The sequence below is a fragment of the Flavobacterium psychrolimnae genome, assembly GCF_003312425.1.
Lineage (GTDB): Bacteria > Bacteroidota > Bacteroidia > Flavobacteriales > Flavobacteriaceae > Flavobacterium > Flavobacterium psychrolimnae.
This window is the reverse complement of the sequence record NZ_QNUX01000007.1, coordinates 124,123-142,841: the sequence shown is the minus strand read 5'-3', so window position 1 is coordinate 142,841 and position 18,719 is coordinate 124,123. Positions and strand designations below refer to the sequence as shown.

Sequence of the window (18,719 nt, the reverse complement as noted above, 5' to 3'; positions counted from 1 at the left end):
TTTACTTATCAGCATGTTTTTCAATTCGTTTTCCTTTGCCATTTTCCTGCCTATTGTATTTGTGTTGTATTGGTTTGTTTTTAATAAAACCAAAAGCACTCAAAATGCAGTGCTCATTATAGCGAGCTATTATTTTTATTCTTGTTGGGACTGGCGCTTTTTGTTTTTGCTGATTTTCTCTACTTTTTTAGATTATTACACCGGTATTAGGATAGAAAAGACCAAGACGGAACTGGGACGAAAATTTTGGTTTTGGTTGAGTATTAGTGTGAATTTGGGTTTCTTAGGAATCTTTAAATATTATAATTTTTTTGCAGATTCGTTCTCGGAGTTGTTGAATGGGTTCGGGCTTCAAACAAGTCCTTTATTGCTGAACGTGATTCTGCCGGTGGGTATTTCTTTCTATACTTTTCATGGGTTATCGTACGTAATTGATATTTATTTAAAGCGTATAAAAGCAGAATATAACTTTATCGATTACTCTTTGTTTGTCAGTTATTTTCCATTGCTTGTCGCGGGTCCTATTGAAAGAGCGACACATTTATTGCCACAGGTAAAAGTGAAACGCAGTTTTGATTACCAAAAAGCCAAAGAAGGAATCTTTCAGTTTGTTTGGGGATTGGTCAAAAAAGTGGTAATTGCCGATACTTGTGCGACTTATGCCAATGCGATTTTTGATAATTATGAATCGATGAACTCTTTGTCACTGCTTCTTGGAGCGGTTTATTTCGCTTTTCAAATTTATGGGGATTTCTCCGGTTATTCGGATATGGCATTGGGAATGTCAAAACTGTTTGGAATCGATTTACTGCGCAATTTTAATTACCCGTATTTCTCCCGTGACATTGCCGAGTTTTGGCGTCGTTGGCACATTTCATTATCTTCTTGGTTTCGGGATTATTTATACATTCCATTGGGAGGGAGCAGTGGTGGTACGGCAATGAAAGTCCGCAATACGTTTATCATATTTTTAGTGAGTGGTTTTTGGCATGGCGCCAATTGGACTTTTATTGCCTGGGGTTTTATTAACGCTTTGTATTTTTTACCGTTATTGCTTTTGAAACGTAATCGGTCTAATATGGAAACAGTATCCTTGTATTGGGATTTGAACTCCGTTAAAGTTTTCTTTAGTATTGTCAGCACGTTTGCATTGACCTGCTTGGCCTGGATTTTCTTCCGAGTAAAATCGATAGGAGAAGCTTTTGAGTATATTGGGCGTATTTTTACCAATAGAATTTTTGAATCACAGTATTTGGAAAACGAGCGTTACAATTATGAAATCATTATTTTGATACTTGCTTTTATTATTGTGGAATGGAATAGCCGCACGAAAGTAGATCCCATTTCCGGGAAATATAGTTATTTGAAATTAACGTTCTGCCTTGCCGCGATTGTAGCATTGGGAACGTATTCCGATTATAAAGAATTTATTTATTTTCAGTTTTGATATCAGTATGGGAATCGATTAAGGCTTAATGGAGTCCTTCGTCTACGCTCAGGAAAGGCTATAGTCGAGTTGTCAAATCGAGTCCTTCGTCTACGCTCAGGACAGGCTATAGTCGAGATTAGTTTTGGAATATAAGGCGTCTCGACTGCGCTCGACGTGACAAAAGATCTCGAGTTGTGAAATCTAGTCCTTCGTCTACGCTCAGGAAAGGCTGTAGTGGAGTTGTCAAATCGAATCCTTCGTCTACGCTCAGGAAAGGCTGTAGTGTAGTTATCAAATCGAGTACTTCGTCTACGCTCAGGACAGGCTATAGTCGAGATTCGTTTAATTTTAAAAAAGCGATATGAAATTCTATTATGTATATATTCTTCTTTGTAACGATGATTCGCTTTATGTAGGAGTAACTTCTGATATTGACAGGAGAGTTATCGAGCACAATGTCGGTAAATATCCAGAAGCCTATACAAATAGTAGAAGACCTGTGACGTTAGTTTTTTATCAGGATTTTACAGATCCGAATCAGGCTATTGAGTTTGAAAAAAAATTAAAAAAATGGAGCAGGGTTAAAAAACAGGCATTAATTGATGGGAATTTTGATAAATTACAAGATTTATCAGAATGTAGAAATGCAACGCATCATAAATACAAATCGGATTTTGAAGATATAGAATAATAGTTTGACTAAGCGTCTCGACTGTACTTCGACTCCGCTCAGTATAAACTTCTGACGTGACAAAGAGTAGTTTAATTGTCAAATCGAGTCCTTCGTCTACGCTCAGGACAGGCTTTAGTCGAGATTAAATTGATTATTAAAGGCGTCTCGACTGCGCTCGACGTGACAAAAGATCTCGAGTAATCAAAACGAGTTTTTGGTCTACGCTCAGCACAGGCTGCAGCCGAATTGTCAAATCGAGCGCAGTCGAGATTCATTGAGACATAAAAGCGTCTCGACTGTACTTCGACTCCGCTCAGTGTAAACTTTCGACGTGACAAAGAGAGTAGTTTAATTGACAAATCGAGTCCTTCGTCTACGCTCAGGACAGGCTTTAGTCGAGATTCATTAAGACATAAAAGCGTCTCGACTGTACTTCGACTCCGCTCAGTATAAACTTCTGACGTGACAAAGAGAATAGTTTAATTGTCAAATCGAGCTGTCAAATACAATACATTAAAATACTAGAATAATAATACAGAATAAAACAATAATGAAGCAGTTTTTAATTTTTACCGTCAAAACCCTTGTGCTACTATTTTTACTGTTAGTGGTATTGGATTTTTTGTATACAACTGTTTATTTACAGTCTTCGAATAGAGGAAAAATTGATTATGTTTACAACTCAGTAGAGCGGGATTACGATGTGGTTATTTTAGGTTCTTCCAGGGCTAATAATCATTTTGTGGCTCCTATGTTTGCTGAAAAAGGATTGAAAACGTTTAATTATGGAATGAGCGGCGGCCATTTATTTGAAGCTTCATTGCTCTTAAAGCTTATGGTGGAACGAAAGTATACGATAAAGAATGTGATACTGGAGACTGATTTGAATTTGTCGAATGAGAAACGAGCAGAGGGAATTGCTGCAAAATTTTTACCATATATTCATAATTCGGAAATAACAAAAAATCATTTCTCTACAGAAAAAGACTTTAATGAATTGTATTATATTCCTTTTTACAGATATGTCGCATTTGAGACTCGAATTGGTTTTAGGGAGATGTTTTTTAATGCCATTCATAAAAAGACAAATCATTTACTGAATATGGGGTACTCGCCACTGGGAAATGGTAAGGGTAACATGAAAAATAACATTAGCAATTTAAAACCGTTGCGTAACAAATATTATGAAGAAATTAGACAACTTTGTAAGGACAATAATATCAATTTAATCTCAGTAATGACACCGATGTGCAGTAATACCAAAGGATTGAATTATTTTGATAAAGTGCAACAGCTTTATCCTGAAATTCATAATTATGAAAAAGCGGTAGAGGGAGATCAGTATTTTTCTTCCTGCGGACATCTAAATGATACTGGAGCACGACTGTTTACCAGTGTAATTATAAAAGATTTTTTTAATAAATAACCATGAAAATAGCTTTTTTAACGCCGGAATATCCACATCCAAAAACAGGAGGTTCGGGAGGAATAGGTACCAGTATTAAAAATCTGGCGATGGGACTTTTGGCGGAAGGCTGTTCGGTTCGGGTTTTAGTGTATGCCCAAAAAGAAGAAGGTGTTTTTTATGATAACGGTATTTGTATTCAACAAATCAGAAATATAAAATTTAAGGGATTGTCTTGGTATCTCACCCGAAAAAAACTTGAGAATAACATTAATACTTTATATGACAATAAAGAAATTGATTTGGTAGAAGCGCCAGATTGGACGGGAATTACGTCATTTATATCCCCTAAAAAATGCCCTGTTGTGATACGATTAAATGGTTCCGATACTTATTTTTGTCATTTGGATCAGCGCCCCGTAAAATGGGTAAATCGGTTTCATGAAAAAAGAGCTTTGAAAAATGCTGATGGGTTGCTTTCTGTGAGTCAGTTTACAGCTGATACTACAAATGAGGTATTTCATTTAGATAAAAAGTTCTCCATTATTCCGAATTGTATTGACATGGATGTGTTTAATAATAACAATATCAATTGCAATAGCAATAACAATGTCAATGAAAATTGCCATAATAATGGCACTGTCAATGGTAATAATATCAACAATAAAAACACCATACTGTATTTCGGGAGCTTAATCCGTAAGAAAGGACTATTGGAACTGCCATTTATTTTTAATGTGGTGGTCGCTAAAAAACCAGAGGCGAAATTAATTCTGATAGGAAAAGATGTTCCAGATATTATTTCGGGGCATTCTTCCACTTGGCAGATGATGCAAGGCTTATTCTCTCCAGCTGCCTTGCTGAATGTGACTTATTTAGGGGCTGTGCCGTATGATGAAATAAAAAATCAAATTAGCAGAGCGACGGTTTGTGTATTTCCTACTTTTGCTGAAGCCTTACCCGTTTCCTGGATTGAAGCCATGGCATTGGAGAAATCTATTGTAGCCTCGAATATTGGATGGGCACCGGAAGTTATTGATGATGGTGTCAATGGGTTTTTAGTGCATCCAAAAGATCATTTGCACTATGCTGCTAAAATTATTCATTTGATGGAAGATAGTGACTTACAAAAAGAGTTTGGATCAGCGGCAAAAAAGAAAGTTAGCGAAAAATTCAGTATCCAAAAAGTAGCACTACAGAGTTTAATTTTTTATCAATCTTTAATACAGTAACTTTTGATTGTAATCTATCATTTGGGGAATAAAATTACCGATGTAGTAAGCATGGATAATCAAAAAATTAAATTTGATTGTACAGGTACAATTTCGGCGGGCTTGATTCAGTTAGCGGCTGTATTTCCTGATGAAAAAATAGTTTGGTGTCATTCCAATTATAAAGAACATCTTGCTCTTGAAAAAATTAATACGCTTCATCATCATAATAAAATGATGCTTTCGTTTCGACCGGAATCAAATAATTTTTTTGATAATTCCATCGGATATGTAGAGGAATCTTTATTTATTAACGTTAATAAAATGGTGTCGTATCCCACGTGGCAAATGAGTAGTTATGTTGGGGTTATTCACGCTTCTGTTTTGAATGCAATAGGTGATAAAATAATTTGTGAACCCTATTTTGATTATTATTTGAGTTCACTGGCTAAGTTATGCATGCCGTTAGGATTATTATGCTATTCCGAACCACAGCTTTTGAAGTCGGTAGAAATAATGGATTCAACTGCTACAGCATCCAGCGTTACACTTTTTCGTTTTGTGAAGCAACATTATAAAACGCGATGGGTGTTTTTGTTAGCGTTGAATTTGCTTTTATATGAACGTAAAATTTTGTTTTATCCTTTTATTTCCGCACTTTTTTCTAAAAGAAGATTTAATAATAAAATAAATATAAATGATATTGTCGTTCAATCATCAAGAGTGATAGCAGATAAAGGAACCATAGATGTTATAATTCCAACAATTGGGAGGAAAAAATATTTATATGATGTGTTAAAAGATTTTTCAAAGCAAAGTCTTTTACCTCAGAAAATTATTATTGTGGAACAAAATCCAGAACCATTTAGTAAAAGTGAATTGGATTATATAGAAACTGAACAGTGGCCTTTTGAAATACAACATATTTTCACGCATCAGGCAGGAGCTTGCAGTGCCAGAAATGTGGCTCTAAAACAAATTAAAAACAAATGGGTTTTCTTTGCTGATGATGATATCAGAATTGGCGGAGACTTTATCGAAAAAACCTCTGAAAATATTGAAAAATTTGGAGTAAAAGCAGTTTCATTATCTTGTTTGCAGGAAAAAGAAGTGCCCACTTTTAATACTGTTTTTCAATGGGGAAGTTTCGGTTCTGGTTGTAGTTTTGTTGCAAGTGACATTTTAAAAAACCGTAGTTTTAATCTTGGTTATGAATTTGGTTATGGGGAAGACAGTGATTTTGGCATGCTATTGCGAAATCAAGGGTATGATGTTTTATTTTTGCCAGAACCTTCAATATTACATTTAAAAGCGCCAGTTGGAGGATTTAGAACGAAACCAATATTGAAGTGGCATGATGAACTTATTCAGCCAAAGCCTTCTCCTACAGTGATGCTGTATTTGATTACGCATAACACCAAACAACAAATCTTAGGGTATAAAACCGTTTTGTTTTTTAAGTATTATAAGCATCAAAAGAGTAGGGATCCTTTTCAATATTTCGCAGTTTTTAATAAGCAATGGAATCAAAGTGTCTATTGGGCTAATCAATTAAAAATAGATTCATGAAATTTTCATTAATAATTTGTACGTACATGCGTGCTGAGCCTTTATTACAACTATTAAAGTCTGTGAAAGAGCAAACAATATATCCAGATGAAATTTTAATTATCGATGGCTCCACTAATCAGGATACGACGTTAATTTTAGAGAATAATCCATTTGATCATTTAAATTATTACTCCGTTCCACCAGAATATCGTGGTTTAACAAAACAACGTAACTATGGAATTGAAAGAGTTGCAGCTGATTCAGAAGTTGTATGCTTTTTAGACGATGATATCGTTTTAATAGCTACTTATTTTGAAGAACTATTAAAAACATATCAAATATTTCCAGAGACTTTAGGTGTTGGAGGGTATATTATTGATGAAACTAAAATTGAATTTGTTGGAGAGAAATATCAGCCAAAAATGGATGAGTTTTATTTTGACGGATGGAAAAGAAAAGATGGTAGCCGATTTGTGTTGAGAAAAAAATTGGGATTGGATAGTGATTGTCCGCCTGGATATTCTTCCTTATATTCACATGGTCGCAGCGTGGGGTTTTTGCCTCCCAGCGGGAAAACGTATGAAGTAGAGATGTTGATGGGTGGAGTCTCTTCGTTTAGAAAAAAAGTATTTGATACGTTGCATTTTTCAACTTATTTTGAAGGCTATGGGCTGTATGAAGATGCTGATTTTACTTTAAGAGTTGCTAAAATGGGTACATTATACTTGAATACCGCTGCAACATTGTACCATTATCACGATGCATCAGGTAGACCTAATAAATATCAATACGGAAAAATGGTCGTGCGTAACGGTTGGTATGTATGGAGGACTAAAAATCCTAAGCCAACATTTATACATCAACTAAAATGGCATGCTATTACTTTGCTTTTGACCGGTATTCGATTTAGTAATACTTTAACTGGGAGTAGTAAAAAAGAAGCTTTTACGGAGGCAGTAGGCAGAACTGTAGGTTGGTGGAGTTTGTGGTTAAATAGCCCCAAAAAAAATATATAAATTGAATTTTAAATATGAAGTTTGTTATCATCACCCATGTTCCTCACATAAAAGAAGAGAACAAATATTATGCATATGCTCCTTATGTTCGTGAAATGAATGTTTGGGGAAACTACGTAGAAGAGGTTTTGATAGTAGCACCAATAGCATCAAAAGATAAAACCGCTATCGATTGTGCTTATAATCATCCTCATATCAAATTTAATGCGATTACTAATTTTGATATACTGAACTTTAAAAGCATCTTCAATGCTTTTTTTAAAATTCCGGGGATTTGTTGGCATATTTTTATTGCTATGAAAAATGCCGATCACATTCATTTGCGTTGTCCAGGAAATATCGGGTTGTTGGGATGTATAGTTCAAATTTTATTTTCCAATACTCCCAAAACGGCCAAATACGCCGGGAATTGGGACCCTAAATCGAAGCAACCTTGGACGTATCGACTTCAAAAATGGATATTGAGTAATTCCTTTTTGACCCGAAATATGCAGGTTTTAGTTTATGGCGAATGGGAGGGTAGTTCCCGAAATATCAAACCTTTTTTCACTGCTACGTATTCGGATTACGAAAAAATGGCGCTAACGCCAAAAGCGTTGGCAGGCAGAATTGATTTTGTCTTTGTGGGTACTTTAGTCAAAGGAAAACAGCCGTTGTATGCCATTCAGTTGATTGAAAGACTGCATAAAAAAGGTTATTTGGTTCGTTTGCGTATGTATGGCGAAGGAGTTCAGAGGAAAATACTTGAGGATTATATTATAGCGCACAAGTTGGAGTCCATTATTACTTTAGAAGGGAATCAATCCAAGACTACCGTACAGCAAGCCTATCAAGACAGTCATTTCGTAGTATTGCCCTCCGATAGTGAAGGGTGGCCAAAAGTGATTGCCGAAGGAATGTTTTGGGGTTGCGTTCCTATTGCTACTTCAGTTTCGTGTGTCCCTTTTATGCTGGATTATGGGAGTAGAGGGGTTTTGCTGGGAATGAATTTAGAGCATGATAGTCTACTAATAGAGGCTGTTTTACAGAATCAAACGGATTTTGACAGTAAACTAAATAAGGCTGCGGACTGGTCTAGAAGTTATACGCTGGAAGTATTTCATACGGAGATTAAAAAATTGATTTTACCATGAGAGTATTACAACTAATAGATTCACTTGAAGTTGGTGGTGCTGAGCGACTAGCCTTAAACTATGCCAATGCCCTTTCTGAAAGTATAACTCTATCTGCTTTAGTGGTTACAAGAAGAGAAGGTGCTCTAAAAAAGCAACTTAACGATAAAGTTTCCTATTTATTATTAAAAAAAAAAAACGTTTTAGACTTTAGGGCACTTTTGAAATTAAAATCATTCGTAAAGCGTTATAAAATAACAATAGTGCATGCGCACGGAACCTCATTTTTCACTGGGGTATTATTAAAGTTGATGTATCCCAAAATTAAACTAATATGGCATGAGCATTATGGGGCAAGGGCTGAAGAATCTATATGGAATAATTTGATATTATTATTTTGTTCCAGTTTTTTCTCTTGTACATTTGTTGTTAATCATCAATTAGAAGTTTGGGCTACTAAAAACTTATGGACCAAAAAAAACTATTATATTCCTAATTTTGCTGTTTTTGACGATACTATTTTAAAGGAAACTTTTTTAAAAGGAGAAAAGGATAAACGAATTGTATGTTTGGCAAATCTAAAAGAACCTAAAAATCATATAACTATATTGCGGGCCTTCGCAAAAATGAATTTAAAGGAACTAGGATGGAGTTTACACTTTATAGGCAAAGATTATAAAGATGATTATTCTGTTGTTTTGAAGGAATTTATAAGTAAAAATAATTTAGATAAATTTATTTTTATTTATGATTCAAGGAATGATATACAGCACATACTTTCTCAAGCAACAATTGGCTTATTAGCATCAACATCCGAAGGATTTCCTGTAACATTATTAGAATATGGTTTGGCAAAATTACCGGTATTATCAACAAATGTAGGGTATTGTCCATCGTTCATAAAAGATGATTTTAGCGGATTATTGTTTAATCCATTAGATGTTTTTCAGCTTCAGCTTCAATTGTACAAAATGATTTCTGGAGAATCTTTAAGAATTAGTTTTGCACTACATTTGCAGGAATTAGTTTTAGATAATTATTCAAAAGAAAAAGTGATTGATCTATTAATTATGAATTACAAAACACTTTCTAATTCAACATAGTTACAAATGAAAAACGAGAATCAATCCTATCTCTATTTAATTCTTTTCCATGTGGTGGTTGGTGCATTGGGCTTTTTGTTGCCTTTTACAGCTAAGATTTACGGGTATTCGATTTTTATTTTTGGAATTTATTACATCATCAAAAAACAAAATAGAAATAATGAAGCGTTAATTGCCGCGGCATACGTAGTAGGGAGTGAAGTTTTTTTGAGGATGACCGGTGGGAATCCATTGTATGAGATTTCTAAGTATGGGGTGATGGTCTTTATTTTTATTGGAATGTATTACAGCGGATTTTCTAAAGGAGCAGTGCCTTATTGGATATTTCTACTGTTATTAGTCCCCAGTGTTATTATTTCGACGTTTACATTAAACTTTGATACGGATATTCGGAAGGCCATTGCGTTTAATATTTCCGGTCCCGTTTGTTTGGGGCTTGCTTCCTTGTATACGTTTCGCCGAAAGATTGCTTTAGCAGAAATCAATAGTGTATTGCTGAGTCTGGGATTGCCTATCATTACTTGTATGGTGTACCTTACTTTTTATACGCCCAATGTTCAGGAGGTTATTACCGGAACCGAATCTAATTTTCAAACTTCCGGTGGTTATGGACCCAATCAGGTGGCTACGATTTTAGGTTTGGGAATGTTTATCTTTTTCTCCCGAGTGATATTGGATTCTAAGACAAAATTTCAAATTATCCTTAATCTGATAGTTGCATTAAATATCACGTATCGCGGGATGCTTACCTTTTCCAGAGGTGGAATGATTACTGGATTTCTGATGATTGTTTTGCTTCTGGTGTTTCTATATTTTAAATCCAATTATGGTGGCAGGGTCAAATTGAATTATATCATTGTGCTATTAGTGTTTGCCATGTTCGCCACTTGGACGTATACTTCTTTTCAGACAGGTGGTTTGATTAATAAACGGTATTCCAATCAAGATGCTGCCGGAAGGGTGAAAAAAAGTCAGTTTACTGGTAGGGAGGATGTGGCCCAAAACGAGATCGATACGTTTTTGAAGAATCCTATTTTTGGGGTAGGTGTTGGAAAAGGGACCGAAGTTCGTGAGGAAGAGACAGGAATTTCTGTTTTGTCTCATGATGAAATTACGAGAATGTTAGCGGAACATGGCTCTTTAGGTGTAGTAGCATTGCTGATTTTGTTTTTTACACCGTTGGTTTTGTATTTAGAAAATAAGTTCAATATGTTTTTGTTATGCTTTGTTGCCTTTTGGTTTTTAACCATTAATCATGCTGCCATGCGTACAGCCGCACCTGCCTTTGTGTATTCGTTGTCGTTACTCAATGTGCAGTTGGGATTTTCCAGAAAAAAGATTCTGGGAGAGGGAGAGTAAGGAATATAGATTATAGAAAAGAGAATATAGAGTGAAGAATATAGAATATAGAGACAAGAATATAGAGACAAGAATATTGATAAAAGAATCAAGATGCAAGAATCAAGATGCAAGAATCAAGAGATAATTGCTCTATTCTTCGTTTTATTCGAGCCCTAAAGGGAGCCTAAAATTACTGTAATTGCTGAATGTTGTCATTTTAGTCCAATAACAAGATTCCAGAGGTCTTTGTATATAAAAAATGTCTAAATTTTGTTTGTGAAGCATTTCATTAATACTAATTGATTGTAAATAAAAATTACTTTGCTAAAAAGGAAAATTTGTTAAAAAAATTAACATATCTTAATTTTATTTTGGTACAAAAGCACTAAATTGCGCCTATAATACTAAATACCACCCATGTTTTCAGTTGACAAAATGCATTTTGAAATATCAGAACGAAAGTCGATTCTTCGGCTTTTTGATGTTCTGTTTGTTTTGACGGCATTGTATCTGACTGGTAATGTGTTTGATTTTGATTATTTCGCATTATCAGCAACTAATTATTACTGGACAATTGTTCTGGCCGTTTATCTGAATGTATTTGGCACTATTTTCGAAATGTACAATCTTCAGGTAGCCAGCAACCAATTTCAAGTGTTGAAAAGCACTTTGATTACCGTTTCGACCACTGTTTTAGTATATTTACTTACTCCGTTTTTTTCACCGCAACTGCCTTCCAACCGATTTCAAATTTTGCTGTTTTTTGTGGTTATATTTGTTTCATTGTTTACTTGGCGCATGCTGTATGTTGCCTTTTTGGCTTCTACTAGATTTTTTCAGAAAGCTATCTTAATTTGTGATCAGGAACAGGTACAAGAATTGATTCTTGGCTTGGAAAATATAGATCCTCATTACAAAATAGTTGGTTTTGTTAACACAGATGGCGTCGAAGAAGAAATGGAAGAATTCCATTATGTGCAACACATCAAAAGAGATGATCTGTTCTCCTTTGTAAAAGAAAATGGGATTTCTGAAATTGTGATTGCTTCTCAAAAAACAGAAGGAATTACCGCTGATTTATACCAACAATTGTTGCATTTATTAGAGTCGGGAAATATTATACGAGAGTATACTCAGGTTTATGAAAGTAAAACACAAAGAATTCCCGTGCAGTATATGTCGCGAGATTTTTATCGTTTTTTCCCCTTCAGTCGAAGCAATCAGAATAAGTTATACCTGTTAACCGTCCGTGTTTTTGAGATTGTAGTTTCCTTATTTGGTCTTGTTGTAGGGTTTGTTCTTTTTCCAATTATATTGGTTGGAAATGCAATAGGAAACAGGGGACGTTTGTTTTATTCCCAGGAGCGCGTTGGAAAAGATGGTGTTGTTTTTGAAATTTTGAAATTCCGCACGATGGTGAAAAATGCCGAATCGAATGGTGCGGTTTTTACTGCTACAAATGATACTCGTGTGACTGTTTTTGGCAAATTTTTGCGTAAAACCAGAATGGATGAGTTTCCGCAGTTTATAAATATTTTAAAAGGAGAAATGGCTGTTATCGGTCCACGTCCGGAGCGTCCGGTTTTTGTTCATGAAATTGCCGAAATAATGCCTTTTTATGAGACGAGACACATCATTAAGCCGGGACTTACCGGTTGGGCACAAGTTAATTATTCGTACGGGGAAACGATTGATGATAGTTTAATCAAGCTACAGTATGACTTGTATTACATCAAGCACCGCAGTATTTATCTGGATTTGAACATTGCTTTCAAAACTATAACTACCGTATTGTTTTATAGGGGGCAGTAATTATTATTATTATTATTATTAATTGTTATGGCAATGCTTTATTTCTTTGCCACAGATTTGCACAGATTTAAACGGATTATAGAATGAGTTTTTTTAATTTAGGACATTTTGTAACGACCAATAAATAATTATTTTAGCTACGAATTACACAAGTAATACCTTTAAAAAATTAGCTAATTAGCGGTTAAAAGGCTTAATGTCAAGAGTAATTTAAGTTAAAGTAATAGAAGAAGTCCTTATATTATGATTGGAATTCTTTTTTTGTTTTGAATGGCCAGTCTCACTAAAACAACCCCGCTGCAAACTACCAATGGCAGTACTAATACTAAATGTGCTTTGTTGATTATAAAAAAGAAATAAACCACTACTGATAGTATATTGAATAGCGCCAAATTGTAAATTACTTTTTTGTTTTTCGTCCAATAAAAATAAAGTAAGCCTATTAAGGTTGGATTGAATAATAAAATATTGTAGTTGTATCCTAATTCCAGATGTAACGAATAAAATCCTGCAAACGAAAAGAAAATCCCAATTATGGCCATGATGCTGAGGTAGAACAAATCGATGCTTTTTTTGTTTATAAACACGATGAAACTAAGCACTATGAAGTACGTATAAGGATTATTCCACCAAGACATAGGAACTTCATTTTTGAATTCGATTATGGTTTTGTTTTCAAGTGCCAGCGGACGGTTTTGAAAAGAAACTTTCTCGAGGCTTTTTTGTAATTCAAATGGTAGAAAAATTTGCGTGCCTAATTGATCTACTTTTTTACCGAAGATAATGCTGGTGCCTAATTTTTCATAAAAATGACCGTCAAAATACGGGTACAATATGGTTCTGTAGGTGATGTCTGTATCGGTATTTTTTACGATGGCAATTGTGTCCAGCGTTTTATTGATGATGTCAACTACCATCGATGTACAATTTTTGTCGATGAATTTGTAGGTATAATGACTTTCTCCCGAAGCCAAAGAAATATTCAGGTTGTCAAATAATTTTTGTTTTAAATCAACCGGAATGTTTAATTCCTGCTCATAAACGGATCTTTTTTCATACTGATATTGACTGATAAAATCAGCATAGGAATGCGCAACAGCAAAGTATTGCAAATCTCCTTTTATGAATTTCATTACAAAATTTGGCGTATTGAAGTCAAATGCGCCATAATTATAAACTACATCAATGGCGTTAGTTGTATCCTGTACTCGTATTGCCGTGTGTCCAAAAAGCGAATACGATTCATTACCCGTTCCACAAGTGATTACGCTAACATGCGTGTTTTTTGATAATTGTATGTTTTGCCCGAAACTAAAATTTACCGTTGAAAATACGAGGAGGAGTAGCGCTATTTTTTTGAAAAATGATGTATGCATTCGTTTGCTGTTAAAAGGGTATAAAATGTGATTTTGTTTTAAAAAAAAACTCCTTTTCGATTTCATTGATTAAATTTGTCTGACAAAGATACTCAAAGAAAGAAAAATGGCGCACAAAGTTTTTCTGTTAAAGAAAGGGTTGTTATTTAAACGGTTTGATACAACTTGGAATGAACTTCGGAAAAGTGGACAGTAATTCCATTATGCTATTTGATTTTAAATCTCCTCCTCTATTAATTTCTAAACATTCCTAAATCCACCTTTACCGAAAAAATATTGGAATATAAAGCAGCGCTTTGATTCCCTAAATCGGTTAACGCATAATCAATCTGAATCCCTTTGTATTTGAATCCCAAACCAATATTTGGTTGGAAACCTACTTTTTCGGTGCTGTCTAATTGCTGTACATTCTGAAAATTTCCTACTCCGGCACGAACGAAAACCAAATCAGTGTATCCAAATTCCAATCCCAAAGCTGGGTCGATACTGACAAAATCGGTAGCAATTACATCATTGGTTCTGGCAAAACGCATGTTTACATTGGCTGCAGCCTGAATGCTGTAATCGTAACGGATGATGAACTTTTTAGCAATACCCAGCTGTGCTTTTGGAGCTGTGATCTCAGTGCTTTCCGGTAAGTCTTGATTTTCACCGGGTATAGCGTTTGCAATTTTCTGATATTCATCTTCGTCAATATTCCACACATTATAGGTAGTGGTGATGTCGCGGAGCATTAATCCAAATTGCCAGTTGTTTTTTTCGAATTGGATTCCGGCATCAAAACCAAATCCCCAAGAATTGGCAAACTTCCCAATAATGCGTCGGATGATTTTTGCATTCACACCGTATTGAAATCCAGGAACCGGTAATTTTCGCGCATAAGAAAAAGTAAATCCGTAATCAGCAGTCGAAAAAAGGCTGATTCGGTTGTAGTCTATATTTCCTTGACTGTCGATTAGTTCGGTAGTGTTTAGGATATCATCTACCCCAAAACGGATTAGTGAAATTCCCCAAGCACTGCGATCATCTATTGGACTGGCATATGCCAAGTAATCGTATTGTGCAATATTCGCAAAATAATTAGCATGCATGAAAGACACTTGGTGGTCTTCCATACGGATAAGTCCCGCAGGATTCCAATATCCGGAATTGACATCATTGGTGGAAGCCACGACAGTATTTGACATACCCAATGCAGCCGCATCTACGCCGATATTCATAAACTCATTTGAATATTTCCTAACGGCCTGGCTGTACATCAGGGTACATACGAAAAGTGTTGCTACTAAAAAGCTTTTTTTCAAGGGTGTTGTTTTTACAAACGTAATGTAAGTTTAATTTTTATCAAAAATATAATTTTTAATTGAGGTTATTTCATTTTGCTATTGAATTTAGTGAGAGGGACTAATTCTTTAGTTTAAAGAAACGTTAGGATATTACTAATAGAACGCGGATGAGACTGATGAGACTGATTTTCGCTGATTTTTCGGATAGTTATTTTATTCCTTAAATAAATCGAGAGTGTAATGTGTGCAAAAGATAAGGAATGTAGTTTGAATTCGTGATGTTGTTTATAGGACAGCCCTATCAGGGTTCAAAACCCTGACAGGGCTACATAGAAACTATCTCTAAAAATCTCTATTGAAAAATATCCATAGCAACCATTTATTATGTTAAATTTGCCAACTTTGATTCCTTAAACTGTATTATGATGACTATTAAAAAACATATTCCGAATTTAATTACGCTCCTTAATCTTTTTTGTGGTTGTATCGCGTTGGTTTTTGCATTCAATCAAGATTTTGAAATGGCCTTTTATTTTGTTTGTCTGGGTATATTTTTGGATTTTTTTGATGGTTTTTTTGCCCGATTGCTCAACGTTTCCAGTCCGCTTGGATTGCAGTTGGATTCTTTGGCCGACATGGTGACAAGTGGTGTTGTTCCGGGTTTAGTAATGTTTCAAATGATGATTAGCCATGCTTCAACCGCAGCGGCAGGTCATTTGCAGTTTTTCCCTTATTTAGGTTTTATAATTGCGCTGGGGTCTTGTTATCGTCTGGCAAATTTTAATATTGATACTCGTCAAACGGATTCTTTCATTGGTTTGCCAACACCTGCGAATGCACTATTTATCCTAAGTCTGCCTTTGGTTTTGAAATATACGGATTCATTAATATTAATCGAATTATTGACTAACCCTTGGTTTTTATTGGTGGTGACATTATTGAGTGCTTATATGCTGAATGCTGAAATTCCGTTATTCTCTTTGAAAATCAAGAAGTTTAGTTTTAAAGAAAATGCGCTTCAAGTTATCTTTCTGACTTGTTCGCTTTTGTTATTGGTCTTCTTTCGCTATTTAGGAATTCCGTTGTTGATACTATTTTATGTTTTATTGTCGGTTCTGAATAATAAAGTACTCAAAAAGTAATCTTTTGAATGAGAAAACAACCCGTTCGAAGAAAGTCAAACGCAGTTCGTAAACCCAAAAAGAAAGCTACTTTTTTCTCTGGGAACTTTTTACGCTATTCGATTGTTACTTTTTTTATTGTATTGATTTTAGGATTTGGTTATCATTATCGAAATGGTTTATCCTATTATTTGGGTTTTAAATCGGATAAAATCAGCAGTGTGGAAAGAAATGCGAAACGTATTTCGGATGTTCGAAATTTCCAAGTTCTGGAAAAACATGAGGGAAAAAGTATTGGTATTGATGTTTCAGAGTATCAGGGAAAAATCAGTTGGTCGTATGTGGATACTTTAGAACAAAAATATCCATTGCATTATGTTTTTATCCGCGCTACGGTTGGGAAAGATCGAAAAGATCGAAAATTTGAACGGAACTGGCTTGGCGCCAAAGAAAATAAAATGATTCGGGGAGCCTATCACTATTACCGACCAAACGAGAATTCATTGGAGCAAGCCGAACTTTTTATTAAAACCGTCACGCTTGAAAAAGGGGATTTACCACCCGTTTTAGATATTGAAAAACTTCCTAAAAATCAGTCTGTTGCCAATCTTAAATTAGGACTTAAGCGATGGTTGAAAGCTATAGAATCTCATTACGGAGTCAAACCGATTATTTATACCGGTGAGCGTTATTATGATGATTTTTTAAAAGAAGAATTCGGTGATTATCTTTTTTGGATTGCGAATTATAATTTTTACCGAGAAGAAATTGGTGAAGATTGGCTGTTTTGGCAATTCACAGAGAAAGCAGCTGTACCCGGGATAAAAGGGAAAGTGGATGTCAATATTTACAATGGTGATTTACAGCAATTGCAGTTTATTACTGTGGAGTAGTTTTAGTGATCAGTATTCAGTATTCAGTGATCAGAGATTAATGTTCAGTATTCAGAGATTAGTGATCAGATATCAGTATTCAGTTGACAGTGATTAGTTGATATTTCTAAACGCTAACTCCGAATTTTTGAGGATTTAAAATCATGTAATTTATTAGTTTACCAACTTCATTACTTTCATTTAATAACTCATTATGGGTATTTTCATTGATATAATTACATTTCAGCGCAAATTCCAGCCAAACTTGAGTTTCTGAGTTTTCAGCATCGGAATCGGTTGATTTACTATGAAAATGTTTAGGATAAACTCTTTTTCTATAGGCTTCTGCAATATTAGCTGGTACACTTTTAGAAGAACGTCTGATTTGGTCTGTCAAAGAATACATTTCTTCTTTTGGGAATGATTTTGTTATTTCAAAGATTTTCATTGCTAAAGAAAATGATTTCTGATACGCTAATAAGTCTTGGAATTTCATAATTATTGTTTTTAAAAATAAACGTTGAGTACTGACCACTGTATTTAAGACTGACCACTGACCACTTTTTTAAAAACTGACCACTTTTTCTAAAACTCCAATTTCTTTTTTCTCAACTCGAAATTTTGTCCAAGATAGACGCGACGCACCATTTCATCTTCAACAAGTTCTTCCGGAATGCCCGCTTTTAAAATTCCGCCTTCAAACATCAGATAGGTTTTGTCCGTAATCGCCAAGGTTTCCTGTACGTTGTGATCGGTGATAAGAATACCGATATTTTTATTTTTTAGCTGGGCTACAATTCTCTGAATATCCTCTACGGCAACTGGATCGACACCCGCAAAAGGTTCATCCAGTAAAATAAATTTTGGATCGGTGGCCAGGCAACGTGCAATTTCAGTACGACGACGTTCTCCACCGGAAAGTAAATCACCTCTGTTAGTACGAATGTGTTCTAAGCTAAACTCGGCAATTAAGCTTTCCATTTTTGCTTCTTGCTCGGCTTTGGATAGTTTTGTTAATTGTAGGACACTGAGGATATTGTCTTCAATACTTAGTTTTCTGAAAACAGAAGCTTCTTGAGCCAAATACCCAATTCCCTGTTGTGCTCTTTTGTACATCGGGTAATCGGTGATGTTCAAATCATCCAAGAATATATTGCCTGAATTTGGCTTAACCAATCCTACAATCATATAAAAAGAAGTTGTTTTTCCGGCACCGTTTGGTCCTAAAAGTCCAACGATTTCGCCTTGATTCACTTCAACCGAAATGCCTTTGACAACACTACGTCCTTTATAGGTTTTAATCAGATTTTCGGCTCTTAATTTCATTTTTTTTGGTTTAATCGTTTAACTGTAAAACTGCTTATTCGTTTAATTGTTTACTCGTGTCAAATAAACGAATAAACAATTAAAC

The 18,719-nt window shown here is 34.9% G+C and carries 16 protein-coding genes; 12 read left to right on the top strand and 4 right to left on the bottom strand.

Features of this window, described 5'->3' with window-relative positions; all coding sequences use genetic code 11:
* Window positions 1–13: 13 nt before the first annotated feature.
* The 10 genes from DR980_RS09250 (at window position 14) to DR980_RS09205 (ending at window position 12,653) form a co-directional block, all read left to right on the top strand.
* Window positions 14–1,447 (top strand): MBOAT family O-acyltransferase, encoded by a 1,434-nt coding sequence (locus tag DR980_RS09250; protein WP_113635344.1) that lies wholly within the window; start codon window positions 14–16, stop codon window positions 1,445–1,447.
* A 343-nt stretch (window positions 1,448–1,790) separates the two neighbouring features.
* The gene (locus DR980_RS09245; RefSeq protein ID WP_113635341.1) at window positions 1,791–2,120 is read left to right on the top strand and encodes a GIY-YIG nuclease family protein; all 330 of its coding nucleotides are present in this window, start codon (window positions 1,791–1,793) and stop codon (window positions 2,118–2,120) included.
* 532 nt (window positions 2,121–2,652) lie between these two features.
* Window positions 2,653–3,528 carry a hypothetical protein gene (locus DR980_RS09240; protein WP_113635338.1) on the top strand — a complete coding sequence of 292 codons (876 nt, stop codon included), beginning with the start codon at window positions 2,653–2,655 and terminating at the stop codon, window positions 3,526–3,528.
* 2 nt (window positions 3,529–3,530) lie between these two features.
* Window positions 3,531–4,739, top strand: a complete 1,209-nt coding sequence (locus tag DR980_RS09235) for a glycosyltransferase family 4 protein (protein WP_113635335.1) — start codon at window positions 3,531–3,533, stop codon at window positions 4,737–4,739.
* A 3-nt stretch (window positions 4,740–4,742) separates the two neighbouring features.
* The gene (locus DR980_RS09230) at window positions 4,743–6,287 is read left to right on the top strand and encodes a glycosyltransferase family 2 protein (RefSeq protein ID WP_113635333.1); all 1,545 of its coding nucleotides are present in this window, start codon (window positions 4,743–4,745) and stop codon (window positions 6,285–6,287) included.
* Window positions 6,284–7,285, top strand: a complete 1,002-nt coding sequence (locus DR980_RS09225) for a glycosyltransferase family 2 protein (RefSeq protein WP_113635331.1) — start codon at window positions 6,284–6,286, stop codon at window positions 7,283–7,285. The genes DR980_RS09230 and DR980_RS09225 overlap by 4 nt, the downstream gene beginning before the upstream one ends.
* 14 nt (window positions 7,286–7,299) lie before the next feature.
* Entirely contained in the window at window positions 7,300–8,418 is a 1,119-nt protein-coding gene (locus DR980_RS09220) for a glycosyltransferase (RefSeq protein WP_113635328.1), read from the top strand.
* Window positions 8,415–9,500, top strand: coding sequence for a glycosyltransferase (locus DR980_RS09215; protein ID WP_113635325.1), 1,086 nt, complete (start codon window positions 8,415–8,417; stop codon window positions 9,498–9,500). The genes DR980_RS09220 and DR980_RS09215 overlap by 4 nt, the downstream gene beginning before the upstream one ends.
* Window positions 9,501–9,506: 6 nt before the next feature.
* A complete protein-coding gene (locus DR980_RS09210) occupies window positions 9,507–10,859 on the top strand; it encodes an O-antigen ligase family protein (RefSeq protein WP_113635322.1) in 1,353 nt (450 codons plus the stop codon).
* Between the two features lie 399 nt (window positions 10,860–11,258).
* The gene (locus tag DR980_RS09205) at window positions 11,259–12,653 is read left to right on the top strand and encodes an exopolysaccharide biosynthesis polyprenyl glycosylphosphotransferase (protein ID WP_113635319.1); all 1,395 of its coding nucleotides are present in this window, start codon (window positions 11,259–11,261) and stop codon (window positions 12,651–12,653) included.
* Window positions 12,654–12,889: 236 nt separating this feature from the next.
* Here the strand turns inward: DR980_RS09205 and DR980_RS09200 are convergent, their stop codons facing one another.
* Both DR980_RS09200 and DR980_RS09195 read right to left on the bottom strand, forming a co-directional pair.
* Window positions 12,890–14,029 carry a lipoprotein N-acyltransferase Lnb domain-containing protein gene (locus DR980_RS09200; RefSeq protein ID WP_113635457.1) on the bottom strand — a complete coding sequence of 380 codons (1,140 nt, stop codon included), beginning with the start codon at window positions 14,027–14,029 and terminating at the stop codon, window positions 12,890–12,892.
* A 233-nt stretch (window positions 14,030–14,262) separates the two neighbouring features.
* Window positions 14,263–15,333 carry a putative type IX sorting system protein PorV2 gene (locus DR980_RS09195; protein ID WP_449404194.1) on the bottom strand — a complete coding sequence of 357 codons (1,071 nt, stop codon included), beginning with the start codon at window positions 15,331–15,333 and terminating at the stop codon, window positions 14,263–14,265.
* A 407-nt stretch (window positions 15,334–15,740) separates the two neighbouring features.
* On the opposite strand from DR980_RS09195, the gene DR980_RS09190 reads away from it, so the two are divergent.
* Window positions 15,741–16,457: a CDP-alcohol phosphatidyltransferase family protein gene (locus DR980_RS09190; protein WP_113635453.1), complete on the top strand. Its 717-nt coding sequence runs from the start codon at window positions 15,741–15,743 to the stop codon at window positions 16,455–16,457.
* 8 nt (window positions 16,458–16,465) lie between these two features.
* On the top strand, window positions 16,466–17,329 hold the full coding sequence (locus DR980_RS09185; RefSeq protein WP_113635317.1) for a glycoside hydrolase family 25 protein: 864 nt from the start codon (window positions 16,466–16,468) through the stop codon (window positions 17,327–17,329).
* Between the two features lie 106 nt (window positions 17,330–17,435).
* Here the strand turns inward: DR980_RS09185 and DR980_RS09180 are convergent, their stop codons facing one another.
* Window positions 17,436–17,804, bottom strand: coding sequence for a four helix bundle protein (locus DR980_RS09180; RefSeq protein ID WP_113635314.1), 369 nt, complete (start codon window positions 17,802–17,804; stop codon window positions 17,436–17,438).
* 89 nt (window positions 17,805–17,893) lie between these two features.
* Window positions 17,894–18,634: an LPS export ABC transporter ATP-binding protein gene (lptB, locus tag DR980_RS09175; protein ID WP_113635311.1), complete on the bottom strand. Its 741-nt coding sequence runs from the start codon at window positions 18,632–18,634 to the stop codon at window positions 17,894–17,896.
* Window positions 18,635–18,719: the final 85 nt, after the last annotated feature.